The sequence below is a fragment of the Bacillus sp. TH22 genome (assembly GCF_016651015.1).
Classification (GTDB): Bacteria; Bacillota; Bacilli; order Bacillales; family Bacillaceae_G; genus Bacillus_A; species Bacillus_A mycoides.
This window is the reverse complement of sequence record NZ_JAEKER010000001.1, coordinates 2,754,047-2,779,255: the sequence shown is the minus strand read 5'-3', so window position 1 is coordinate 2,779,255 and position 25,209 is coordinate 2,754,047. Positions and strand designations below refer to the sequence as shown.

Below are 25,209 nucleotides of genomic sequence, written 5' to 3'. Positions count from 1 at the left end.
TATAGATTAATGAATATCTACTCTTTTAAAATAGAATAGTGTTGTAATAAATCCGAAAATAGCTGTTACTGCAATGATGATATAAGAATACTCTGGTGGATAAGTCGGTTGTAATTCGTTATTTGCTATATCTAGAGTAGCGGTCCATGGGAATAGGTCTTTATGTTTTGAATTTACGATCATAAGGTTAGTCATTGTAATAATGATTGTTAATATAATAGGCGGTACATAGGTCTTCATTACAAGAGTTAGTAGTACAATAGGTGAAGACAAAAGAAAGAGAAGTCCACCACATATTAAAAATTTTACGAGAGAGCCTAAAAGTAAGGTGATACTAAACCCAGGGAAGCTACCTATTAGTCCTAATAATAAAGTTAGCGTCCAAGCAACTAAAGTTAGCATCATGATCCAAAGGAATAGAAGGATAAACTTACTTATAATAAAGTTAATACGTGATACTGGGATAGTTAGCAAGTTTTTTAATGTATCTTCCGTGTATTCACGGGTAAATAGATAAGCGATTACAACTCCATATAAGGGGAATCCTATAATTAAAGTAGTGTATAGGTTAACTTCAGTGAACAGTTGACCAAATAAAATAGTTGGAGTAGGCTGCTTTGTCTTCAGGTGTATATAAGAAGCTACAACCACTAAAAATGGCGCGACACCTGCTCCGATAATACTAATCAAAAACATATTGGATCGTTTCAATTTTAATAGTTCTGTATAAAGAAGATTAACCAATTGCGCCACCCCCAACTAGTTTTGTGAAATAATCTTCTAGTCTATCTTCGCTCATCACAATTTTTAATACTTCAATATCGTTGCGAACTAACGTTCTGTTAATGTGTCCTTGCTGTCCAAAGTGAGAATAAACGCGAATATTTCCTTCATCATGTACCTCATAATCAAAAATTTGAAAATGCTTTTCTAATAGCATCGCAGCTTTATTGTCATTATTTACCTGGAATTCTATGTACTTACGATTGGCTTTACGCAGTGTATCAAGAGAAACTTCTTCTAATAACCTTCCTTCATGAATAATTCCCATACGATCGACTAGTTGTTCCACCTCAGCTAATATATGACTAGAAATGAGTATCGTTATATTTCTGTCTTGAGCTAAAGATTTAATGAGTTTTCGCATTTCTTTAATACCGATTGGATCTAGTCCGTTAGTTGGTTCATCTAGTATGAGTAGTTCAGGATAATGGAGAAGAGCACGGGCGATTCCTAAGCGTTGCTTCATTCCTAAAGAGTATTTTCCTACTAATTTTTTTGTTTCGTGCTGCAAGCCTACAATTTCTAATGCTTCTTCAATTGCATTCCTTTTGTGAACTCCAATTATCTTTGCATTAATTAATAAGTTCTCTCTTGCAGTTAAGTTTTCATAAAATCCTGGGACTTCAACGATAGAACCGATTCTTCTTAAAATGTCTTTTGGATTCCGAAGTAAATCCTCACCGAATATTTCTATATTTCCACTTGTAGGTTTTATAAGACTAAGCAGCATACGGATTGTAGTTGTTTTACCAGCACCGTTACGCCCTATGAATCCATAAATCTCTCCTTGCTGTACATTTATATTTAGATTATCTACTGACTTTTGGTTCCCATAAACTTTAGTAAGGTTTGTCGTTTTTATAATTGTATTTATAGGGGGCACCTACTTTCTATAAGTTCTTAATTACATAATAAAAAGGAAGGTTTAACTGCGTATTAATCATTTCTTAACTATTTCTTAAAAGTAGTGTGTTTTGGGACGGAAAAACCAAAAGTAGTTCGTTCCCAAGGAATACTGTCAACCCATATACGCCCACCATTTTTTTCAACGAGGGCTTTAGAAATAGAAAGTCCGAGGCCACTACCACCGTAAGAAGGATTTCTTGATTGTTCGCTGCGGTACATCCGCTTAAATACGTTTTGTAAATCATGTTTTGGAATACCGGGTCCCTTGTCCCAAATAAGAATCTCATATTCTGTATTGGTTTCTAGTAGTTCGACTCCTACTATTTTCCCAGCTTTTCCGTGATGGATAGCGTTTTTTATTAGATTACCTATAATTCGTATAAGGCTAAGGTGATCTGCAATAATAGGGGAAGTAGATTCTGGTATGAGAACTTGTAGTTCAATGTTATGTTTTGATAGCTCGGGTAAAAATTCGATTAATACTTCTCTAGTAACCTCAGAAAAATCGAGTTCTTCTTCTTTTAATGGAAATTCATCAGCATCTAGCTTGGCCATATTAAAGATTTCATCGACCAGATGTTTTAAGTCATTCGATTTCTTATAAAGTATTTCAAGATATTCTTGCTTTTCTACTTCAGAAGCAGCGACATCATCTTTTAAAGCATCAATATATCCAATAATAGAAGTAAGTGGTGTCCGGATATCATGTGAGATATTAGATAAAAGTTGTTTTCTAGCTTCTTGGGATTTCCTTGCTTCGATCTGACCCTTTTCTAATGCAGTTATTAAGTCGTTTATTGAAAACACGATACTATTTAGTGAACGGTCGTTATTTGTGAATAGCCTCGTTTGTAAATTCCCTTTAAGTGCACGGCTTAATTTAGTAACCATCGATTCGTTGCTTTGAATAAAGTGAACTCTTGAAAAGAAAAGATATATTGTGATTATGATAAGAGCACTAAATAAAGATATTTTTACATGGTATCCCATATCTATATTTAAAAGTCCGCAAATGATAAGTTGTAATGAAATAAGAAAGAGGACCTTATCATTTTTCAACCTTTTCACCTACAAACTTATAACCGATTCCCCATACAGTCTGAATGAATTTTGGATTGGAAGAATCAATTTCTATTTTCTTTCTAAGCTTTCTAATATGCACCATAACTGTATTATCATCTTCTATATAATTATCGTCCCATACATTCCGAAAGAGTTGTGTTTTCGTAAATACTTGCTCTGGGTTTGAAGCGAAGAATTTTAATAGTTCAAGTTCTTTTCCAGTTAAGTTGATTTCTTTTCCGTTCGTATGGACTGTGTATTTTTTAAAATCGATAGTTAGTCCTTTAAATGTTAAAGTTGTTTTCTCTTGTACGTTAGTGTTACTTCCAAGAACTAAAAAACGTCGCATAAGAGCTTTTACTCTTGCAACCACTTCGTGAATACTGAAAGGTTTCGTAATATAATCATCAGCACCTATGCTTAAGCCCAAAATTTTATCAACTTCGTGATCTTTAGCAGTTAGCATTAATATAGGAATGTTGGTTGTATCTCTAAGTTTTCTACACACTTCGATACCATCTACTTTCGGCATCATAAGATCTAATATAACGAGGTTGTAGTTATTTTGGTTAAATAAGCACAACGCTTCTTCGCCATTAATTGCAGTATCTACCATATATAATTCTCGTTCTAAATATCTTTTTAATAAGTCTCGAATTTCTTTATCGTCATCTGCTATAAGAATACGTATATCTTTCATATCGTCACCTGTTTCTAATAGAATGTTATTGATATTACAACTTGATAAACAAAGGGGGATAGGGAGCGGTAATAAAAAATAAAGCAACTTTCTAATTATATACTATTAATTGTTAAAATAAGGTTGCTAGTTTAGCTGAAAAGAATCAATTGTATGAGTTCGGTAAGATGGGGGAAGCGAGTCCTTTGAAATAGAGAAGTGCCTAAATTGAATAGTATTTAGAAGAATAGATTGGTAAAGAAAAGTAGACGATGGTTTCTATTTTAATGAGATCTTTGTAGGTCCTTATCTAGAGTTAAAAGAGTGCAAAGGTACTAAATTAAATTTCTTTATAAAAAGGTGTTGACGATTAGAGTATTGAGGTGTAATATAGGACAAGTCGCCGATAGCAACAACGCAGAAAGCGACAAAAGAAATAAAAAAACTTGGTTGACATTGAAATATGAAAATGTTAACATAAGGGAGTCGCAAATGAGCGGCAAACAAGTTCTTTGAAAACTGAACGAAACAAACAACGTGAACGTCAATTTTTATTTTTAGATGCTAGACAAACTAACTTTATTGGAGAGTTTGATCCTGGCTCAGGATGAACGCTGGCGGCGTGCCTAATACATGCAAGTCGAGCGAATGGATTAAGAGCTTGCTCTTATGAAGTTAGCGGCGGACGGGTGAGTAACACGTGGGTAACCTACCCATAAGACTGGGATAACTCCGGGAAACCGGGGCTAATACCGGATAATATTTTGAACTGCATAGTTCAAAATTGAAAGGCGGCTTCGGCTGTCACTTATGGATGGACCCGCGTCGCATTAGCTAGTTGGTGAGGTAACGGCTCACCAAGGCGACGATGCGTAGCCGACCTGAGAGGGTGATCGGCCACACTGGGACTGAGACACGGCCCAGACTCCTACGGGAGGCAGCAGTAGGGAATCTTCCGCAATGGACGAAAGTCTGACGGAGCAACGCCGCGTGAGTGATGAAGGCTTTCGGGTCGTAAAACTCTGTTGTTAGGGAAGAACAAGTGCTAGTTGAATAAGTCGGCACCTTGACGGTACCTAACCAGAAAGCCACGGCTAACTACGTGCCGACAGCCGCGGTAATACGTAGGTGGCAAGCGTTATCCGGAATTATTGGGCGTAAAGCGCGCGCAGGTGGTTTCTTAAGTCTGATGTGAAAGCCCACGGCTCAACCGTGGAGGGTCATTGGAAACTGGGAGACTTGAGTGCAGAAGAGGAAAGTGGAATTCCATGTGTAGCGGTGAAATGCGTAGAGATATGGAGGAACACCAGTGGCGAAGGCGACTTTCTGGTCTGTAACTGACACTGAGGCGCGAAAGCGTGGGGAGCAAACAGGATTAGATACCCTGGTAGTCCACGCCGTAAACGATGAGTGCTAAGTGTTAGAGGGTTTCCGCCCTTTAGTGCTGAAGTTAACGCATTAAGCACTCCGCCTGGGGAGTACGGCCGCAAGGCTGAAACTCAAAGGAATTGACGGGGGCCCGCACAAGCGGTGGAGCATGTGGTTTAATTCGAAGCAACGCGAAGAACCTTACCAGGTCTTGACATCCTCTGAAAACTCTAGAGATAGAGCTTCTCCTTCGGGAGCAGAGTGACAGGTGGTGCATGGTTGTCGTCAGCTCGTGTCGTGAGATGTTGGGTTAAGTCCCGCAACGAGCGCAACCCTTGATCTTAGTTGCCATCATTAAGTTGGGCACTCTAAGGTGACTGCCGGTGACAAACCGGAGGAAGGTGGGGATGACGTCAAATCATCATGCCCCTTATGACCTGGGCTACACACGTGCTACAATGGACGGTACAAAGAGCTGCAAGACCGCGAGGTGGAGCTAATCTCATAAAACCGTTCTCAGTTCGGATTGTAGGCTGCAACTCGCCTACATGAAGTCGGAATCGCTAGTAATCGCGGATCAGCATGCCGCGGTGAATACGTTCCCGGGCCTTGTACACACCGCCCGTCACACCACGAGAGTTTGTAACACCCGAAGTCGGTGGGGTAACCTTTATGGAGCCAGCCGCCTAAGGTGGGACAGATGATTGGGGTGAAGTCGTAACAAGGTAGCCGTATCGGAAGGTGCGGCTGGATCACCTCCTTTCTATGGAGAATTGATGAACGCAGTTCGTCAATAAACGTTGACTTGTTTTGTTTCGTTCAGTTTTGAGAGAACTATCTCTCAAGTTTAAATGTATGTTCTTTGAAAACTAGATAACAGTGTAGCTCATATTTTTTTAATTTTAGTTTGGTTAAGTTAGAAAGGGCGCACGGTGGATGCCTTGACACTAGGAGTCGATGAAGGACGGGACTAACGCCGATATGCTTCGGGGAGCTGTAAGTAAGCTTTGATCCGAAGATTTCCGAATGGGGAAACCCACTATACGTAATGGTATGGTATCCTTACCTGAATACATAGGGTATGGAAGACAGACCCAGGGAACTGAAACATCTAAGTACCTGGAGGAAGAGAAAGCAAATGCGATTTCCTGAGTAGCGGCGAGCGAAACGGAATCTAGCCCAAACCAAGAGGCTTGCCTCTTGGGGTTGTAGGACATTCTATACGGAGTTACAAAGGAACGAGGTAGACGAAGCGACCTGGAAAGGTCCGTCACAGAGGGTAATAACCCCGTAGTCGAAACTTCGTTCTCTCTTGAATGTATCCTGAGTACGGCGGAACACGTGAAATTCCGTCGGAATCTGGGAGGACCATCTCCCAAGGCTAAATACTCCCTAGTGATCGATAGTGAACCAGTACCGTGAGGGAAAGGTGAAAAGCACCCCGGAAGGGGAGTGAAAGAGATCCTGAAACCGTGTGCCTACAAATAGTCAGAGCCCGTTAATGGGTGATGGCGTGCCTTTTGTAGAATGAACCGGCGAGTTACGATCCCGTGCGAGGTTAAGCTGAAGAGGCGGAGCCGCAGCGAAAGCGAGTCTGAATAGGGCGTTTAGTACGTGGTCGTAGACCCGAAACCAGGTGATCTACCCATGTCCAGGGTGAAGTTCAGGTAACACTGAATGGAGGCCCGAACCCACGCACGTTGAAAAGTGCGGGGATGAGGTGTGGGTAGCGGAGAAATTCCAATCGAACCTGGAGATAGCTGGTTCTCCCCGAAATAGCTTTAGGGCTAGCCTTAAGTGTAAGAGTCTTGGAGGTAGAGCACTGATTGAACTAGGGGTCCTCATCGGATTACCGAATTCAGTCAAACTCCGAATGCCAATGACTTATCCTTAGGAGTCAGACTGCGAGTGATAAGATCCGTAGTCAAGAGGGAAACAGCCCAGATCGCCAGCTAAGGTCCCAAAGTGTGTATTAAGTGGAAAAGGATGTGGAGTTGCTTAGACAACTAGGATGTTGGCTCAGAAGCAGCCACCATTTAAAGAGTGCGTAATAGCTCACTAGTCGAGTGACTCTGCGCCGAAAATGTACCGGGGCTAAATACACCACCGAAGCTGCGAATTGATACCAATGGTATCAGTGGTAGGGGAGCGTTCTAAGTGCAGTGAAGTCAGACCGGAAGGACTGGTGGAGCGCTTAGAAGTGAGAATGCCGGTATGAGTAGCGAAAGACGGGTGAGAATCCCGTCCACCGAATGCCTAAGGTTTCCTGAGGAAGGCTCGTCCGCTCAGGGTTAGTCAGGACCTAAGCCGAGGCCGACAGGCGTAGGCGATGGACAACAGGTTGATATTCCTGTACCACCTCTTTATCGTTTGAGCAATGGAGGGACGCAGAAGGATAGAAGAAGCGTGCGATTGGTTGTGCACGTCCAAGCAGTTAGGCTGATAAGTAGGCAAATCCGCTTATCGTGAAGGCTGAGCTGTGATGGGGAAGCTCCTTATGGAGCGAAGTCTTTGATTCCCCGCTGCCAAGAAAAGCTTCTAGCGAGATAAAAGGTGCCTGTACCGCAAACCGACACAGGTAGGCGAGGAGAGAATCCTAAGGTGTGCGAGAGAACTCTGGTTAAGGAACTCGGCAAAATGACCCCGTAACTTCGGGAGAAGGGGTGCTTTCTTAACGGAAAGCCGCAGTGAATAGGCCCAAGCGACTGTTTAGCAAAAACACAGGTCTCTGCGAAGCCGTAAGGCGAAGTATAGGGGCTGACACCTGCCCGGTGCTGGAAGGTTAAGGAGAGGGGTTAGCGTAAGCGAAGCTCTGAACTGAAGCCCCAGTAAACGGCGGCCGTAACTATAACGGTCCTAAGGTAGCGAAATTCCTTGTCGGGTAAGTTCCGACCCGCACGAAAGGTGTAACGATTTGGGCACTGTCTCAACCAGAGACTCGGTGAAATTATAGTACCTGTGAAGATGCAGGTTACCCGCGACAGGACGGAAAGACCCCGTGGAGCTTTACTGTAGCCTGATATTGAATTTTGGTACAGTTTGTACAGGATAGGCGGGAGCCATTGAAACCGGAGCGCTAGCTTCGGTGGAGGCGTCGGTGGGATACCGCCCTGACTGTATTGAAATTCTAACCTACGGGTCTTATCGACCCGGGAGACAGTGTCAGGTGGGCAGTTTGACTGGGGCGGTCGCCTCCTAAAGTGTAACGGAGGCGCCCAAAGGTTCCCTCAGAATGGTTGGAAATCATTCGTAGAGTGCAAAGGCATAAGGGAGCTTGACTGCGAGACCTACAAGTCGAGCAGGGACGAAAGTCGGGCTTAGTGATCCGGTGGTTCCGCATGGAAGGGCCATCGCTCAACGGATAAAAGCTACCCCGGGGATAACAGGCTTATCTCCCCCAAGAGTCCACATCGACGGGGAGGTTTGGCACCTCGATGTCGGCTCATCGCATCCTGGGGCTGTAGTCGGTCCCAAGGGTTGGGCTGTTCGCCCATTAAAGCGGTACGCGAGCTGGGTTCAGAACGTCGTGAGACAGTTCGGTCCCTATCCGTCGTGGGCGCAGGAAATTTGAGAGGAGCTGTCCTTAGTACGAGAGGACCGGGATGGACGCACCGCTGGTGTACCAGTTGTTCTGCCAAGGGCATAGCTGGGTAGCTATGTGCGGAAGGGATAAGTGCTGAAAGCATCTAAGCATGAAGCCCCCCTCAAGATGAGATTTCCCATAGCGTAAGCTAGTAAGATCCCTGAAAGATGATCAGGTTGATAGGTTCGAGGTGGAAGCATGGTGACATGTGGAGCTGACGAATACTAATAGATCGAGGACTTAACCATATAATATGAAGCTAATGTTATCTAGTTTTGAAGGAATATACCTTCATAGTTTGGTGATGATGGCAGAGAGGTCACACCCGTTCCCATACCGAACACGGAAGTTAAGCTCTCTAGCGCCGATGGTAGTTGGGACCTTGTCCCTGTGAGAGTAGGACGTCGCCAAGCAAAAACCTAAGTCGTTTCGACTTAGGTTTTTTTGTGTTTATTTTTATTTACCGAAGGTTAAAATCCGTAAATTTAATAACCCTAAAGATGAAAAAATAATGAAATAGAAATGGTATAAAATAAAATTCGGATGATAAAGTAATACGTTTAAATATAAATTGAAGGTAAGGATTACCTTTTTATGTTAATTTAGTTGTCGAATGAATAATAATGTTTTTGATCTTATATGAAAAGGTTATGTGAAAAATAGCTATCCAGTTCTTTTTCACATAACCTTTTTGTATTTTTAAGGGATTTTACATAAGAAAAAATCTATAATTAAGGTAGCTAACATATATTTTTTGATGGGTGTGGGGGATTATGAAAGAAATATGCATGTTATTAGTGGCTGTTATATTATGGGGGACAGCCATTGCACCAACGAAATGGGCATTAGAATCCATTCAACCGTTTACTTTGTTATTTATTCGTCTTTTCTTTGCGGGTGGAATTTGTATGTTTTTCTCATTTAACGAACTACAAAAAGCAGTTATACATAAACATATTCCGTGGAAAAGAATGAGTTTACTGTCTTTTACTGGTGTAGCTGGGTACTTTATGTTCACATCCTATGGTATTTCTTTAACAAGTGGATTACATGTTAGTATTATTGATGCTGCATTGCCATTAGTTACAATTCTTTTTTCAGCGTTCTTTCTGAAAGAGAAAATTCAGATGGATTATTGGATCGGGATTATGTTGGGCGCTATAGGAGTGCTCTTTATTACAATTCCATCTAGCGATACTAATCAAGAGGTGTCTTTAATAGGAGATATACTTATTTTATTAAGTACCTTTTTATTTGCGTTCTACACAGTTTTGTTAAAACGGCCAAAACAAGAACGACGTTTATCTAATAAAGTTTTCACTACAGTAACACTAATGATAGGTGCAGCTATTGTGTTGCCATTTGCAATGATAGAAATTTTTTACTACGGTTTCCCAAAAATCGAAACAGGGAAGATTGGATTTAGTGTAGTATACCTTGTTATTGGGGCAACAATTTTAGCATATTGGTTCTGGAATAAAGCGCTAGAGACGGTCTCAGCATCAATAAGTGGACTGTACTTAAATGGATTGCCGTTAATAAGTATCATTACTTCAATTATCCTATTAAATGAATCTCTGACATGGAAGATAATAATGGGAGGGAGTCTAGTTTTAATTGGAGTAGGATGGGCGGATAAGCAAAAGTTACGTAATCTATTAAAGGGTAATAAAATGGATAGTAGGGACTGTTAAATTGTATGTTTTATATAGTTTAAATGTTAAAAAGATACCTCATATATATGTATAAGGTATCTTTTTATATTTAGCGAAGATAATGGACTTAAATTAGTAGGGATATTCTTTGTTATATCTATATGTATCGAAATCTTTTTGAAATATTGTTTTGACGAGCTGTATACATTCATCATCATAAAAGCTTTCAAAAGTCGGGTGACGAGGGAATAAAGGATCAGTAATATCGGCATCGCTGAAATTCCCTTTATAAATCATGGCAGGGGTTTGATGATGCCATGATGTTGAAAACTCATTTATCGGTGCAGGTTTTAATTCGAAACGTTTTTCTAATTCTTTCATTTCCTGATCGAAATTTTCTAAGTATATATAATTGGTTACATACTCTTCTTCACCTGCTATATATTGTTGTGTAAAGTGAGCGTTAATATCATTTGCATGAGCACCTTTAGTAAATAGGTAGTATAAAAATTGTTTGAATGAGATTCCTTTAGGAGAATTTTCATTTTGATATAAAAACTTTCGAATGGGTTTCCATTCTTCATTTTCTACATAAGGAGGTGCAATTAAGGACACGAAAGAACTGACTGCTCTTCTAAACGGATTGCGAACCAGTTTGAAAGTTTCCTTTTGTTTATCTCGTAGTGCTACACTCAGCCGTATATTATAGGCCGGTGTACTTTTGTATATTTCATATTCGAAATTATGGATGAAGGGGTGATAGTTTAAAGCTGTTTGTAATAAATCAATCTGGTAAAAAAACCACTTAGCAAGGGAAGTACAACCACTTTTTTGACTCCAAAATAGAATGAGAGGAAAGTTTCTATGATAGTGTGGGCTTCTTGCATTAGTACTAATGATGTGTAATAAGGAAGGATCCAACAATTGATGCACTCCTTTCATGTATCTTGATTATATATACATATGTAAAATAAAGATGAGGTATGAGTGTGTGGAATTTTTTTTGTAGAAAATGAAAAAGAAATGTTGACTATTATTATATAGAGGTGTAATATAGGACAAGTCGCCGATAGCAACAACGCAGAAAGCGACAAACGAAATAAAAAACTTAGTTGACATTAACTAACGAAGATGTTAACATAAGGAAGTCGCAAATGAGCGACAGACAAGTTCTTTGAAAACTGAACGAAACAAACAACGTGAACGTCAATTTTTATTTTTAGATGCTAGACAAACTAACTTTATTGGAGAGTTTGATCCTGGCTCAGGATGAACGCTGGCGGCGTGCCTAATACATGCAAGTCGAGCGAATGGATTAAGAGCTTGCTCTTATGAAGTTAGCGGCGGACGGGTGAGTAACACGTGGGTAACCTACCCATAAGACTGGGATAACTCCGGGAAACCGGGGCTAATACCGGATAATATTTTGAACTGCATAGTTCGAAATTGAAAGGCGGCTTCGGCTGTCACTTATGGATGGACCCGCGTCGCATTAGCTAGTTGGTGAGGTAACGGCTCACCAAGGCGACGATGCGTAGCCGACCTGAGAGGGTGATCGGCCACACTGGGACTGAGACACGGCCCAGACTCCTACGGGAGGCAGCAGTAGGGAATCTTCCGCAATGGACGAAAGTCTGACGGAGCAACGCCGCGTGAGTGATGAAGGCTTTCGGGTCGTAAAACTCTGTTGTTAGGGAAGAACAAGTGCTAGTTGAATAAGCTGGCACCTTGACGGTACCTAACCAGAAAGCCACGGCTAACTACGTGCCAGCAGCCGCGGTAATACGTAGGTGGCAAGCGTTATCCGGAATTATTGGGCGTAAAGCGCGCGCAGGTGGTTTCTTAAGTCTGATGTGAAAGCCCACGGCTCAACCGTGGAGGGTCATTGGAAACTGGGAGACTTGAGTGCAGAAGAGGAAAGTGGAATTCCATGTGTAGCGGTGAAATGCGTAGAGATATGGAGGAACACCAGTGGCGAAGGCGACTTTCTGGTCTGTAACTGACACTGAGGCGCGAAAGCGTGGGGAGCAAACAGGATTAGATACCCTGGTAGTCCACGCCGTAAACGATGAGTGCTAAGTGTTAGAGGGTTTCCGCCCTTTAGTGCTGAAGTTAACGCATTAAGCACTCCGCCTGGGGAGTACGGCCGCAAGGCTGAAACTCAAAGGAATTGACGGGGGCCCGCACAAGCGGTGGAGCATGTGGTTTAATTCGAAGCAACGCGAAGAACCTTACCAGGTCTTGACATCCTCTGAAAACTCTAGAGATAGAGCTTCTCCTTCGGGAGCAGAGTGACAGGTGGTGCATGGTTGTCGTCAGCTCGTGTCGTGAGATGTTGGGTTAAGTCCCGCAACGAGCGCAACCCTTGATCTTAGTTGCCATCATTAAGTTGGGCACTCTAAGGTGACTGCCGGTGACAAACCGGAGGAAGGTGGGGATGACGTCAAATCATCATGCCCCTTATGACCTGGGCTACACACGTGCTACAATGGACGGTACAAAGAGCTGCAAGACCGCGAGGTGGAGCTAATCTCATAAAACCGTTCTCAGTTCGGATTGTAGGCTGCAACTCGCCTACATGAAGTCGGAATCGCTAGTAATCGCGGATCAGCATGCCGCGGTGAATACGTTCCCGGGCCTTGTACACACCGCCCGTCACACCACGAGAGTTTGTAACACCCGAAGTCGGTGGGGTAACCTTTATGGAGCCGACCGCCTAAGGTGGGACAGATGATTGGGGTGAAGTCGTAACAAGGTAGCCGTATCGGAAGGTGCGGCTGGATCACCTCCTTTCTATGGAGAATTGATGAACGCAGTTCATCAATAAACGTTGACTTGTTTTGTTTCGTTCAGTTTTGAGAGAACTATCTCTCAAGTTTAAATGTATGTTCTTTGAAAACTAGATAACAGTGTAGCTCATATTTTTTTAATTTTAGTTTGGTTAAGTTAGAAAGGGCGCACGGTGGATGCCTTGACACTAGGAGTCGATGAAGGACGGGACTAACGCCGATATGCTTCGGGGAGCTGTAAGTAAGCTTTGATCCGAAGATTTCCGAATGGGGAAACCCACTATACGTAATGGTATGGTATCCTTACCTGAATACATAGGGTATGGAAGACAGACCCAGGGAACTGAAACATCTAAGTACCTGGAGGAAGAGAAAGCAAATGCGATTTCCTGAGTAGCGGCGAGCGAAACGGAATCTAGCCCAAACCAAGAGGCTTGCCTCTTGGGGTTGTAGGACATTCTATACGGAGTTACAAAGGAACGAGGTAGACGAAGCGACCTGGAAAGGTCCGTCACAGAGGGTAATAACCCCGTAGTCGAAACTTCGTTCTCTCTTGAATGTATCCTGAGTACGGCGGAACACGTGAAATTCCGTCGGAATCTGGGAGGACCATCTCCCAAGGCTAAATACTCCCTAGTGATCGATAGTGAACCAGTACCGTGAGGGAAAGGTGAAAAGCACCCCGGAAGGGGAGTGAAAGAGATCCTGAAACCGTGTGCCTACAAATAGTCAGAGCCCGTTAATGGGTGATGGCGTGCCTTTTGTAGAATGAACCGGCGAGTTACGATCCCGTGCGAGGTTAAGCTGAAGAGGCGGAGCCGCAGCGAAAGCGAGTCTGAATAGGGCGTTTAGTACGTGGTCGTAGACCCGAAACCAGGTGATCTACCCATGTCCAGGGTGAAGTTCAGGTAACACTGAATGGAGGCCCGAACCCACGCACGTTGAAAAGTGCGGGGATGAGGTGTGGGTAGCGGAGAAATTCCAATCGAACCTGGAGATAGTCTGGTTCTCCCCGAAATAGCTTTAGGGCTAGCCTTAAGTGTAAGAGTCTTGGAGGTAGAGCACTGATTGAACTAGGGGTCCTCATCGGATTACCGAATTCAGTCAAACTCCGAATGCCAATGACTTATCCTTAGGAGTCAGACTGCGAGTGATAAGATCCGTAGTCAAGAGGGAAACAGCCCAGATCGCCAGCTAAGGTCCCAAAGTGTGTATTAAGTGGAAAAGGATGTGGAGTTGCTTAGACAACTAGGATGTTGGCTCAGAAGCAGCCACCATTTAAAGAGTGCGTAATAGCTCACTAGTCGAGTGACTCTGCGCCGAAAATGTACCGGGGCTAAATACACCACCGAAGCTGCGAATTGATACCAATGGTATCAGTGGTAGGGGAGCGTTCTAAGTGCAGTGAAGTCAGACCGGAAGGACTGGTGGAGCGCTTAGAAGTGAGAATGCCGGTATGAGTAGCGAAAGACGGGTGAGAATCCCGTCCACCGAATGCCTAAGGTTTCCTGAGGAAGGCTCGTCCGCTCAGGGTTAGTCAGGACCTAAGCCGAGGCCGACAGGCGTAGGCGATGGACAACAGGTTGATATTCCTGTACCACCTCTTTATCGTTTGAGCAATGGAGGGACGCAGAAGGATAGAAGAAGCGTGCGATTGGTTGTGCACGTCCAAGCAGTTAGGCTGATAAGTAGGCAAATCCGCTTATCGTGAAGGCTGAGCTGTGATGGGGAAGCTCCTTATGGAGCGAAGTCTTTGATTCCCCGCTGCCAAGAAAAGCTTCTAGCGAGATAAAAGGTGCCTGTACCGCAAACCGACACAGGTAGGCGAGGAGAGAATCCTAAGGTGTGCGAGAGAACTCTGGTTAAGGAACTCGGCAAAATGACCCCGTAACTTCGGGAGAAGGGGTGCTTTCTTAACGGAAAGCCGCAGTGAATAGGCCCAAGCGACTGTTTAGCAAAAACACAGGTCTCTGCGAAGCCGTAAGGCGAAGTATAGGGGCTGACACCTGCCCGGTGCTTCGGAAGGTTAAGGAGAGGGGTTAGCGTAAGCGAAGCTCTGAACTGAAGCCCCAGTAAACGGCGGCCGTAACTATAACGGTCCTAAGGTAGCGAAATTCCTTGTCGGGTAAGTTCCGACCCGCACGAAAGGTGTAACGATTTGGGCACTGTCTCAACCAGAGACTCGGTGAAATTATAGTACCTGTGAAGATGCAGGTTACCCGCGACAGGACGGAAAGACCCCGTGGAGCTTTACTGTAGCCTGATATTGAATTTTGGTACAGTTTGTACAGGATAGGCGGGAGCCATTGAAACCGGAGCGCTAGCTTCGGTGGAGGCAGCGGTGGGATACCGCCCTGACTGTATTGAAATTCTAACCTACGGGTCTTATCGACCCGGGAGACAGTGTCAGGTGGGCAGTTTGACTGGGGCGGTCGCCTCCTAAAGTGTAACGGAGGCGCCCAAAGGTTCCCTCAGAATGGTTGGAAATCATTCGTAGAGTGCAAAGGCATAAGGGAGCTTGACTGCGAGACCTACAAGTCGAGCAGGGACGAAAGTCGGGCTTAGTGATCCGGTGGTTCCGCATGGAAGGGCCATCGCTCAACGGATAAAAGCTACCCCGGGGATAACAGGCTTATCTCCCCCAAGAGTCCACATCGACGGGGAGGTTTGGCACCTCGATGTCGGCTCATCGCATCCTGGGGCTGTAGTCGGTCCCAAGGGTTGGGCTGTTCGCCCATTAAAGCGGTACGCGAGCTGGGTTCAGAACGTCGTGAGACAGTTCGGTCCCTATCCGTCGTGGGCGCAGGAAATTTGAGAGGAGCTGTCCTTAGTACGAGAGGACCGGGATGGACGCACCGCTGGTGTACCAGTTGTTCTGCCAAGGGCATAGCTGGGTAGCTATGTGCGGAAGGGATAAGTGCTGAAAGCATCTAAGCATGAAGCCCCCCTCAAGATGAGATTTCCCATAGCGTAAGCTAGTAAGATCCCTGAAAGATGATCAGGTTGATAGGTTCGAGGTGGAAGCATGGTGACATGTGGAGCTGACGAATACTAATAGATCGAGGACTTAACCATATAATATGAAGCAATGTTATCTAGTTTTGAAGGAATATACCTTCATCAGTTTGGTGATGATGGCAGAGAGGTCACACCCGTTCCCATACCGAACACGGAAGTTAAGCTCTCTAGCGCCGATGGTAGTTGGGACCTTGTCCCTGTGAGAGTAGGACGTCGCCAAGCAAAAACCTAAGTCGTTTCGACTTAGGTTTTTTTGTGTTTATTTTTATTTACCGAAGGTTAAAATCCATAAATTTAATAATCTTAAAGACGAAAAAAGAATGAAATAGATGCAGTTTAAAATAATGGTAATGATTTTTTGTGCTCCGGATTTTTCGAATGCTCCTAAAATAATCCCTAAGAATAGGAAAGATTATTTCTATCATAATAATGAGAGTAGAAAAAATGGGATGATATAAATAAGCATTCAATAATTACAGCAATTACTGCGATAGAGAAAAATAAATAGGATAATAGCACAGTTATTTTTTTTCACGGTTATTCCTCCTTTGAAATTAAATCGTTATAATATAAGTTCTATCGATGTATAGAACACAAGAGAGTATATATATTGATTAAAACATACTGAAGTATTATATAAATAGTTATACGTAAAATAGATCTCTAGAAATATATATTCTAATTCCCTTTCCTTCTTGCATATAGTTGCAATTCTTCTTTTGAATATAACTAAAACACGAACGTTATCGATGACTAATAAAAAAACATTCGATTATTTATTGACATTGTTTATGAAATATTGTTAATATAGCCATAGAAACAATAATATATAAGACCTCATATAATCGCGGGGATATGGCCTGCAAGTCTCTACCTAACGACCGTTATTCGTTAGACTATGAGGGAAAGTCACTCGGTATTTTTCTATTCACAAGGGATACGTATGCCTGAGTAGAGCACTTTCTCTCATAGTAAAAGAGAAACTGTTCTATTTCAGGCTTTTTTTATTTGAATCGGGGGGATTCTAATATGAAATCACTAGTTGGAGTCATAATGGGAAGCACGTCAGACTGGGAAACAATGAAATATGCTTGTGACATTTTAGATGAATTAAATATACCGTATGAGAAAAAAGTTGTATCCGCTCATCGGACTCCGGATTATATGTTTGAATATGCAGAAACAGCTCGTGAACGTGGAGTAAAAGTTATTATTGCTGGAGCTGGTGGAGCAGCGCATTTACCAGGAATGGTTGCAGCGAAGACAAATCTTCCTGTAATTGGTGTTCCAGTTCAATCAAAGGCGTTAAACGGCCTAGATTCGTTATTATCCATTGTCCAAATGCCAGGAGGGGTTCCAGTTGCAACTGTTGCAATTGGTAAGGCTGGTTCAACGAATGCTGGATTACTTGCTGCACAAATACTTGGATCATTTCATGATGATATACATGATGCATTAGAGTTGAGACGAGAAGCTATTGAGAAAACTGTGCGTGAAGGTAGTGAGCTAGTATGACGAGAATCATTTTACCTGGAAAAACAATCGGCATTATTGGAGGCGGCCAGCTTGGAAGAATGATGGCGTTGGCAGCTAAGGAAATGGGTTATAAAATTGCTGTTTTAGATCCTACAAAGCATTCACCATGTGCACAAGTTGCTGATGTTGAAGTCGTTGCACCATATGACGATTTAAAAGCAATTCAGCATTTAGCAGAGATAAGCGACGTTGTCACATATGAATTTGAGAATATTGATTATAGATGTTTACAATGGCTTGAAAAACATGCTTACTTACCACAAGGTAGTCAGTTGTTAAATAAAACGCAAAATCGTTTTACAGAAAAGAATGCAATTGAAAAAGCTGGGTTACCAGTAGCATCGTATAGATTGGTTCAAAATCAAGATCAACTTACAGAAGCAATTAAAGAGTTATCTTTCCCTTCTGTCTTAAAAACAACGACAGGTGGATACGATGGTAAAGGGCAAGTGGTTTTAAAGAGTGAAGCTGATGTTGGGAGAGCAAAAGAACTTACTAATAAAGCAGAGTGCATTCTAGAAAAATGGGTGCCCTTTGAAAAAGAAGTATCAGTTATTGTAATTCGTAGTGTAAGTGGTGAAACGAAAGTATTTCCGGTAGCGGAAAATATTCATGTAAATAACATTTTGCATGAATCTATCGTTCCAGCCCGCATTACAGAAGAACTTTCTCAAAAAGCAATTGCTTACGCAAAGGTACTTGCGGATGAACTAGAACTTGTGGGAACACTAGCGGTAGAGATGTTTGCTACAGCTGACGGTGAGATTTACATTAATGAATTAGCACCAAGACCTCACAATTCAGGACACTATACACAGGATGCATGTGAAACGAGTCAATTTGGTCAACATATTCGAGCAATCTGTAATTTACCTCTTGGAGAAACAAATTTGTTAAAACCAGTTGTCATGGTTAACATTTTAGGCGAACATATAGAAGGGGTCCTAGGACAAGTGAATAGACTAACCGGGTGCTATTTACACTTGTATGGAAAAGAAGAAGCAAAAGCACAGCGAAAAATGGGGCATGTTAATATTTTAAATGATAATATTGAAGTCGCTCTAGAAAAAGCGAAGAGTTTGCATATTTGGGACCATCAAGAACAACTGTTGGAGGGAAAAAGATGATTAATCGTTATACACGCCCTGAAATGGGTGCGATTTGGACGGAAGAGAACAAATTTAAAGCGTGGTTAGAAGTTGAGATTTTAGCGTGTGAAGCATGGGCTGAGCTTGGCGATATTCCAAAAGAAGATGTGAAAAAAATTCGTGAACATGCATCATTTGATATTGATCGTATTTATGAAATTGAAAAAGAAACACGTCATGACGTAGTTGCTTTCACTCGTGCTGTATCAGAAACACCAACATTAGGCGAGGAACGTAAATGGGTTCATTACGGTTTAACATCTACAGACGTAGTAGATACAGCGTTATCTTATATCTTAAAACAAGCAAATGAAATCTTGTTAAAAGACTTAGAAAACTTTGTTAGTATTTTAGCTAATAAAGCGAAAGAGCATAAATACACGATCATGATGGGAAGAACACACGGTGTACATGCAGAGCCAACAACATTTGGTTTAAAACTTGGTCTTTGGTATGAAGAAATGAAACGTAACGTAGAGCGTTTCAAAAAAGCTGCTGATACAGTTCGCGTTGGTAAATTATCTGGTGCGGTTGGTACATATGCAAATATTGATCCATTCGTAGAAAAGTATGTTTGTGAAAACTTAGGATTAGAAGCAGCACCAATTTCAACACAAACATTGCAACGTGATCGTCATGCACATTACATGTCAACACTTGCACTAATCGCAACATCTGTTGAAAAGATGGCAGTTGAGATTCGTGGTTTACAAAAGAGTGAAACACGTGAAGTTGAAGAGGCTTTTGCAAAAGGTCAAAAAGGTTCTTCTGCAATGCCACATAAACGTAATCCAATTGGATCTGAAAATATGACTGGTTTAGCTCGTGTTATCCGCGGTTATATGATGACAGCTTACGAGAATGTTCCGTTATGGCATGAGCGTGATATCTCTCACTCTTCTGCAGAACGCGTAATTTTACCAGATGCTACAATCGCGTTAAATTACATGTTAAATCGCTTTGGTAATATCGTTAAAAACTTAACTGTATTCCCAGAGAATATGAAACGCAATATGACAAGAACATACGGCTTAATTTACTCTCAGCGCGTAATGCTTACACTAATTGACAAAGGTCTGGTACGTGAAGAAGCTTATGATATCGTACAGCCTAAAGCAATGGAAGCTTGGGAAACACAAGTACAATTTAAAGAGCTTGTAGAATCTGACGAGCGTATTACAAGTAAGTTAACGCAAGAAGAAATTAACGAATGTTTCAATTATGAACATCATATGCAACACGTTGATACAATCTTTGAACGCCTTGGATTAAACGAAGCGTAAAATTTCATATGGCACAGAATAGAGTCATTCTGTGCCATTCTTTATAAAAATATTATTCACATTTTTCAAACTACAGGGGGCTTGCGAAATGCAAAAGCTAGAATTGCTGTATGAAGGTAAGGCAAAAAGAATTTATCGTACAGAAGCAGCAGATATGGTTTGGGTAGAGTACAAAGATAGTGCGACTGCTTTCAATGGGGAGAAAAAAGCGACAATTACAGGAAAAGGTCGTTTGAACAATGAGATTACAACTTTATTGTTCAGAAAGTTACAAGAAGTTGGAATTAAAACACACTTTGTGGAGAAGTTATCTGATACAGAACAACTTGTCAAAAAGGTGAGTATTATTCCATTAGAAGTTGTCACAAGAAACGTAATTGCAGGTAGTCTTTCAAAAAGACTAGGAATGGAAGAAGGAACTGCTCTTACAACACCAATCGTAGAATTTTACTACAAAGATGATGATTTAGGAGATCCACTTGTAACGGAAGATCATATTCGTTTGTTAAATGTTGCAACACCAGAGCAAGTAAGCGTATTACGAGATGCAGCTCTACAAATCAATCAAGTGATGATTGAGCATTTCGCAAGCTGTCGTGTAAGATTAGTAGATTTTAAATTAGAGTTTGGCGTAACAGAAGAAGGGGAAATCATATTAGCAGATGAAATTTCACCAGATACTTGCCGTTTATGGGATGAAACGAGCAATGAAAAATTTGATAAAGATGTATTCCGTCGTGATCTTGGGAATTTAACAGAAGCATATGAAGAAATTTTAAAACGTTTAGGGGGAGCTTCACATGTATAAAGTTAAGGTATATGTAACGTTAAGAGAAAGTGTATTAGATCCACAAGGAACTGCGGTAAAGGGAGCACTTCATAGTCTTTCATTTACAGAAGTACAAGACGTTCGAATCGGAAAATATATGGAATTAACAATTGATAAATCAGTATCTGATCTGGATAGCAAGGTAAAAGAAATGTGTGAAAAATTATTAGCAAACGTTGTAATGGAAGACTTCCGTTATGAAGTTGAGGAGGTTGTCGCACAGTGAAATTTGCAGTCATAGTATTCCCAGGTTCGAACTGTGATGTCGATATGTTCCATGCAATTAAAGATGAGCTTGGTGAAGAAGTAGATTACGTTTGGCACGATAGAGAGAATTTAGATGAATATGATGCAATTTTACTACCAGGTGGATTCTCTTACGGTGACTATTTACGTTGTGGTGCTATCTCTCGCTTTGCTAACGCAATGAAAGCAGTGCAAAAAGCTGCTGAGCAAGGAAAGCCAATTTTAGGAGTGTGTAATGGATTCCAGATTCTTGTTGAATCAGGATTACTACCAGGAGCATTAATGAGAAACGAAAACTTGAAATTTATGTGCCGTACGGTTCAGTTACGTGTTGAAAATAATGAAACGATGTTTACATCACAATATGAAAAAGATGAAGTAATTAATATTCCAATTGCACATGGCGAAGGAAATTACTATTGTGATGAAGCGACTCTTAAACAATTAGAAGAGAATAATCAAATCGCATTCCGTTACGTAGAAAATCCGAATGGAAGCGTTTCAGATATTGCGGGTATTGTAAATGAAAAAGGAAATGTTCTTGGTATGATGCCACACCCAGAGCGTGCTGTAGATGAATTACTTGGCGGTGCTGAAGGTTTAAAAGTCTTTCAATCTATCTTAAAACAGTGGAGGGAAACATATGTCGTTAATGCTTGAGCCAAATCCAACACAAATTAAAGAAGAGCGTATATATGCGGAAATGGGGCTAACAGACGAAGAGTTTGCCATGGTTGAAAAGATTTTAGGCCGTTTGCCGAATTATACAGAAACGGGACTATTCTCTGTTATGTGGTCTGAACATTGTAGTTATAAAAATTCAAAGCCAGTTCTTCGTAAGTTTCCAACGACAGGTGAGCGTGTCTTACAAGGACCTGGAGAAGGCGCTGGAATTGTAGATATCGGTGATAATCAAGCGGTGGTATTTAAAATGGAAAGTCATAACCATCCTTCTGCAATTGAGCCATATCAAGGGGCAGCAACAGGTGTCGGTGGTATTATTCGCGATGTATTCTCTATGGGCGCACGTCCGGTAGCTCTATTAAACTCACTTCGTTTCGGTGAATTACAATCACCACGTGTGAAATATTTATTCGAAGAAGTAGTAGCAGGAATCGCAGGATACGGTAACTGCATCGGTATTCCTACTGTTGGCGGCGAAGTACAGTTTGATCCATGTTATGAAGGAAATCCACTTGTAAATGCAATGTGTGTAGGCCTAATTAATCATGAAGATATTAAAAAAGGGCAAGCACATGGTGCTGGTAATACAGTAATGTATGTAGGAGCATCAACTGGTCGTGATGGTATTCACGGTGCAACATTCGCATCTGAAGAGTTATCTGAAAGCTCAGAAGCGAAGCGTCCGGCAGTTCAAGTAGGGGATCCATTTATGGAAAAACTTCTTATTGAAGCATGTTTAGAACTTATTCAGTCTGATGCACTTGTTGGAATTCAAGATATGGGAGCTGCTGGTTTAACATCATCTTCTGCAGAAATGGCAAGTAAAGCAGGTATGGGTATTGAAATGTACTTAGATGATGTACCGCAGCGTGAAACTGGCATGACTCCATATGAAATGATGTTATCTGAATCACAAGAGCGTATGTTAATCGTTGTGAAAAAAGGTAGAGAGCAAGAAATAGTAGATTTATTTGAGAAGTATGGTCTTGCAGCAGTTACGATGGGGAAAGTAACTGAAGATAAAATGCTTCGCTTATTCCATAAAGATGAAATGGTAGCTGAAGTACCAGCGGATGCTCTTGCAGAAGAAGCACCAATTTATCATAAACCGTCAAAAGAAGCAGCATACTTTGCTGAGTTCCAGCAGATGAAAATGGAAACACCAAAAGTAGAAGATTATAAAGAAACGTTATTATCTTTATTACAACAACCAACGATTGCAAGTAAAGAGTGGGTATATGATCAATATGATTATCAAGTGCGCACTAGCACAATCGTTACACCAGGTTCAGATGCAGCGGTTATACGTGTACGCGGTACAGAAAAAGGATTAGCAATGACGACAGATTGTAACTCTCGCTACATTTATTTAGATCCAGAAGTGGGCGGTAAAATTGCAGTAGCAGAGGCAGCACGTAATATCGTATGTTCTGGCGGGGAGCCACTTGCAATTACAGATTGCTTAAACTTCGGTAACCCAGAAAAACCAGAGATTTTCTGGCAAATTGAGAAATCAGTAGACGGTATGAGTGAAGCTTGCCGCAAGTTACAAACGCCAGTTATCGGCGGGAATGTATCAATGTATAACGAGCGTAGTGGTGAAGCTGTATATCCAACACCAACTGTTGGGATGGTTGGACTTGTACACGATTTAAAACACGTAACAACACAAGAATTTAAACAAGCTGGCGATTTAGTTTATGTAATTGGAGAGACGAAAGCTGAGTTTGGTGGAAGTGAATTACAGAAAATGATCTACGGAAAAATTTTCGGTCAATCACCAAGCATCGATCTAGATGTAGAATTAAAACGCCAAAAGCAAGTACTAGCAGCAATTCAAGCTGGCCTTGTTCAATCTGCACATGATGTTGCAGAAGGTGGTTTAGCAGTTGCAATTACTGAAAGTGCAATTGGTGCTAACGGTTTAGGTGCTACTGTGAAATTAGACGGAGAAGCAACAGCAGTATTATTTGCAGAATCACAATCGCGCTTCGTTATAACCGTAAAACGTGAAAATAAAGAAGCATTTGAGAAAGTGGTTGAAGCAATTCAAGTTGGAGAAGTGACAAATACAAATGAAGTAACAATTCATAATGAAGAAAATGAAGTATTACTTACAGCAAATGTAGATGAAATGAGAAAGGCTTGGAAAGGGGCAATCCCATGCTTGCTGAAATAAAGGGGTTAAATGAAGAATGTGGCGTTTTTGGAATTTGGGGGCATGAAAATGCAGCACAAGTTTCGTACTACGGATTGCACAGTTTGCAGCACCGTGGGCAAGAGGGCGCAGGCATTGTTGTAAATAATGGGGAAAAAATCATCGGTCACAAGGGGTTAGGTTTAATATCAGAAGTGTTTTCAAGAGGTGAGCTAGAGGGATTAAACGGGAAATCAGCAATTGGACACGTACGATATGCAACAGCTGGTGGAAGTGAAGTTGCTAACGTTCAACCATTATTATTCCGTTTTTCCGATCATAGCATGGCGTTAGCTCATAACGGAAATTTAATTAATGCAAAAATGCTTCGTCGTGAATTAGAGGCAGAGGGAAGTATTTTTCAAACAAGTTCAGATACAGAAGTACTTTTACACCTCATTAAGCGTAGTACAAAAGATTCTTTAATTGATAGTGTAAAAGAGGCTCTAAATAAAGTGAAAGGAGCGTTTGCATATCTTTTACTAACTGGAAATGAAATGATCGTTGCGCTAGATCCAAATGGATTCCGTCCTCTTTCAATTGGAAAGATGGGGGATGCTTACGTTGTAGCATCGGAAACATGTGCTTTCGATGTAGTTGGTGCAACATACATTCGTGATGTAGAACCTGGTGAATTGCTTATTATCAATGATGAAGGAATTCACGTAGATCGTTTTACAAATGAAGTAGACCATGCGATTTGCAGTATGGAATACATTTACTTTGCACGTCCAGATTCTAATATAGCTGGTATTAATGTTCATGCAGCACGTAAAAACATGGGGAAACGTTTAGCGGCGGAAGCTCCTATTGAAGCTGATGTTGTTACTGGTGTACCAGACTCTAGTATTTCAGCAGCAATTGGTTATGCGGAGGCGACAGGAATTCCGTATGAGTTAGGGTTAATTAAAAATCGTTACGTTGGACGTACGTTTATTCAACCTTCTCAAGAACTGCGTGAGCAAGGGGTTAAGATGAAGCTTTCAGCAGTAAGAGGCGTAGTTGAAGGAAAACGAGTTGTTATGATTGACGATTCTATCGTAAGAGGAACGACAAGTAAACGAATTGTTCGTATGCTTCGCGAGGCTGGAGCGACAGAAGTCCATGTAAGAATTGCTTCACCACCTCTTAAGTATCCATGCTTCTATGGCATTGATATTCAAACGAGAAAAGAATTAATCGCAGCAAATAATTCAATAGAAGAAATCCGTCAAATCATCGGAGCAGATTCACTAACATTTTTAAGTGAAGATGGATTAGTAGATGCAATTGGACGCCCATATGAAGGAAAATACGGTGGTCTATGTATGGCTTACTTCAATGGAGACTATCCAACAGCTCTTTATGATTATGAGCAAGAGCTTTTAGAAAGTATGAAATAAGAAGAAAAAAGCTTCTACTTCTTTTGATGTAGAAGCTAGCTTCTTTCTTAAAACGGCCGCC

The 25,209-nt window shown here is 41.6% G+C and carries 14 protein-coding genes, 6 rRNA genes, 1 pseudogene and 1 riboswitch; of the genes and pseudogenes, 15 read left to right on the top strand and 6 right to left on the bottom strand.

From position 1 onward, the window contains the following. Positions 1–6 precede the first annotated feature (6 nt). The 4 genes from JFU18_RS13985 to JFU18_RS13970 all read right to left on the bottom strand — a co-directional run bounded on the left by JFU18_RS13985 (position 7) and on the right by JFU18_RS13970 (position 3,451). On the bottom strand, positions 7–744 hold the full coding sequence (locus JFU18_RS13985) for an ABC transporter permease (RefSeq protein ID WP_201032357.1): 738 nt from the start codon (positions 742–744) through the stop codon (positions 7–9). Next, positions 737–1,666, bottom strand: a complete 930-nt coding sequence (locus tag JFU18_RS13980; RefSeq protein WP_201034631.1) for an ABC transporter ATP-binding protein — start codon at positions 1,664–1,666, stop codon at positions 737–739. Before JFU18_RS13980 ends, JFU18_RS13985 begins: the two co-directional genes overlap by 8 nt. Positions 1,667–1,734: 68 nt before the next feature. After that, the gene (locus JFU18_RS13975) at positions 1,735–2,748 is read right to left on the bottom strand and encodes a sensor histidine kinase (protein WP_137056860.1); all 1,014 of its coding nucleotides are present in this window, start codon (positions 2,746–2,748) and stop codon (positions 1,735–1,737) included. After that, positions 2,738–3,451 (bottom strand): response regulator transcription factor, encoded by a 714-nt coding sequence (locus JFU18_RS13970; RefSeq protein ID WP_000651971.1) that lies wholly within the window; start codon positions 3,449–3,451, stop codon positions 2,738–2,740. The genes JFU18_RS13975 and JFU18_RS13970 overlap by 11 nt, the downstream gene beginning before the upstream one ends. A 558-nt stretch (positions 3,452–4,009) precedes the next feature. Here JFU18_RS13970 and JFU18_RS13965 point away from each other — a divergent pair. From JFU18_RS13965 to JFU18_RS13950, 4 genes are all read left to right on the top strand, one after another. After that, positions 4,010–5,561, top strand: a 16S ribosomal RNA gene (locus JFU18_RS13965). 146 nt (positions 5,562–5,707) lie between these two features. Next, positions 5,708–8,629, top strand: a 23S ribosomal RNA gene (locus JFU18_RS13960). A 49-nt stretch (positions 8,630–8,678) separates the two neighbouring features. Next, positions 8,679–8,794, top strand: a 5S ribosomal RNA gene (gene rrf / locus JFU18_RS13955). Together the 16S, 23S and 5S rRNA genes form the textbook arrangement of a ribosomal RNA operon. Positions 8,795–9,154: 360 nt before the next feature. Next, entirely contained in the window at positions 9,155–10,075 is a 921-nt protein-coding gene (locus tag JFU18_RS13950) for a DMT family transporter (protein ID WP_201034632.1), read from the top strand. A 93-nt stretch (positions 10,076–10,168) separates the two neighbouring features. On the opposite strand, the gene JFU18_RS13945 is transcribed toward JFU18_RS13950, so the two are convergent. Then, entirely contained in the window at positions 10,169–10,960 is a 792-nt protein-coding gene (locus JFU18_RS13945; protein WP_002139383.1) for a sulfotransferase family 2 domain-containing protein, read from the bottom strand. 317 nt (positions 10,961–11,277) lie between these two features. Here JFU18_RS13945 and JFU18_RS13940 point away from each other — a divergent pair. The 3 genes from JFU18_RS13940 to rrf (JFU18_RS13930) all read left to right on the top strand — a co-directional run bounded on the left by JFU18_RS13940 (position 11,278) and on the right by rrf (JFU18_RS13930) (position 16,065). Beyond that, positions 11,278–12,829 (top strand): 16S ribosomal RNA (locus JFU18_RS13940). A gap of 146 nt (positions 12,830–12,975) precedes the next feature. Then, positions 12,976–15,900, top strand: a 23S ribosomal RNA gene (locus tag JFU18_RS13935). Between the two features lie 49 nt (positions 15,901–15,949). Next, positions 15,950–16,065, top strand: a 5S ribosomal RNA gene (gene rrf / locus JFU18_RS13930). A 43-nt stretch (positions 16,066–16,108) separates the two neighbouring features. On the opposite strand, the pseudogene JFU18_RS29875 reads toward rrf (JFU18_RS13930), so the two are convergent. Further along, positions 16,109–16,362, bottom strand: a pseudogene (locus JFU18_RS29875) (hypothetical protein). 298 nt (positions 16,363–16,660) lie between these two features. Continuing rightward, a riboswitch (purine riboswitch) is annotated at positions 16,661–16,762 on the top strand. Positions 16,763–16,872: 110 nt separating this feature from the next. Here JFU18_RS29875 and purE point away from each other — a divergent pair. The 8 genes from purE to purF all read left to right on the top strand — a co-directional run bounded on the left by purE (position 16,873) and on the right by purF (position 25,148). Beyond that, entirely contained in the window at positions 16,873–17,358 is a 486-nt protein-coding gene (gene purE, locus JFU18_RS13925; protein ID WP_002167058.1) for a 5-(carboxyamino)imidazole ribonucleotide mutase, read from the top strand. Next, positions 17,355–18,506 carry a 5-(carboxyamino)imidazole ribonucleotide synthase gene (gene purK, locus JFU18_RS13920; RefSeq protein WP_201034633.1) on the top strand — a complete coding sequence of 384 codons (1,152 nt, stop codon included), beginning with the start codon at positions 17,355–17,357 and terminating at the stop codon, positions 18,504–18,506. The genes purE and purK overlap by 4 nt, the downstream gene beginning before the upstream one ends. Further along, complete coding sequence (purB, locus tag JFU18_RS13915) at positions 18,503–19,810, top strand: adenylosuccinate lyase (RefSeq protein WP_201034634.1); 1,308 nt, start codon at positions 18,503–18,505, stop codon at positions 19,808–19,810. Before purK ends, purB begins: the two co-directional genes overlap by 4 nt. 88 nt (positions 19,811–19,898) lie before the next feature. After that, positions 19,899–20,618: a phosphoribosylaminoimidazolesuccinocarboxamide synthase gene (purC, locus tag JFU18_RS13910; protein WP_002029482.1), complete on the top strand. Its 720-nt coding sequence runs from the start codon at positions 19,899–19,901 to the stop codon at positions 20,616–20,618. Further along, on the top strand, positions 20,611–20,865 hold the full coding sequence (gene purS / locus JFU18_RS13905; protein ID WP_000278823.1) for a phosphoribosylformylglycinamidine synthase subunit PurS: 255 nt from the start codon (positions 20,611–20,613) through the stop codon (positions 20,863–20,865). The genes purC and purS overlap by 8 nt, the downstream gene beginning before the upstream one ends. Further along, positions 20,862–21,545, top strand: a complete 684-nt coding sequence (purQ, locus tag JFU18_RS13900) for a phosphoribosylformylglycinamidine synthase subunit PurQ (protein WP_000666771.1) — start codon at positions 20,862–20,864, stop codon at positions 21,543–21,545. The genes purS and purQ overlap by 4 nt, the downstream gene beginning before the upstream one ends. Then, complete coding sequence (purL, locus tag JFU18_RS13895; protein WP_002124868.1) at positions 21,529–23,748, top strand: phosphoribosylformylglycinamidine synthase II; 2,220 nt, start codon at positions 21,529–21,531, stop codon at positions 23,746–23,748. The genes purQ and purL overlap by 17 nt, the downstream gene beginning before the upstream one ends. Beyond that, complete coding sequence (purF, locus tag JFU18_RS13890; RefSeq protein WP_002124870.1) at positions 23,733–25,148, top strand: amidophosphoribosyltransferase; 1,416 nt, start codon at positions 23,733–23,735, stop codon at positions 25,146–25,148. Before purL ends, purF begins: the two co-directional genes overlap by 16 nt. The last annotated feature ends 61 nt before the right edge of the window (positions 25,149–25,209 follow it).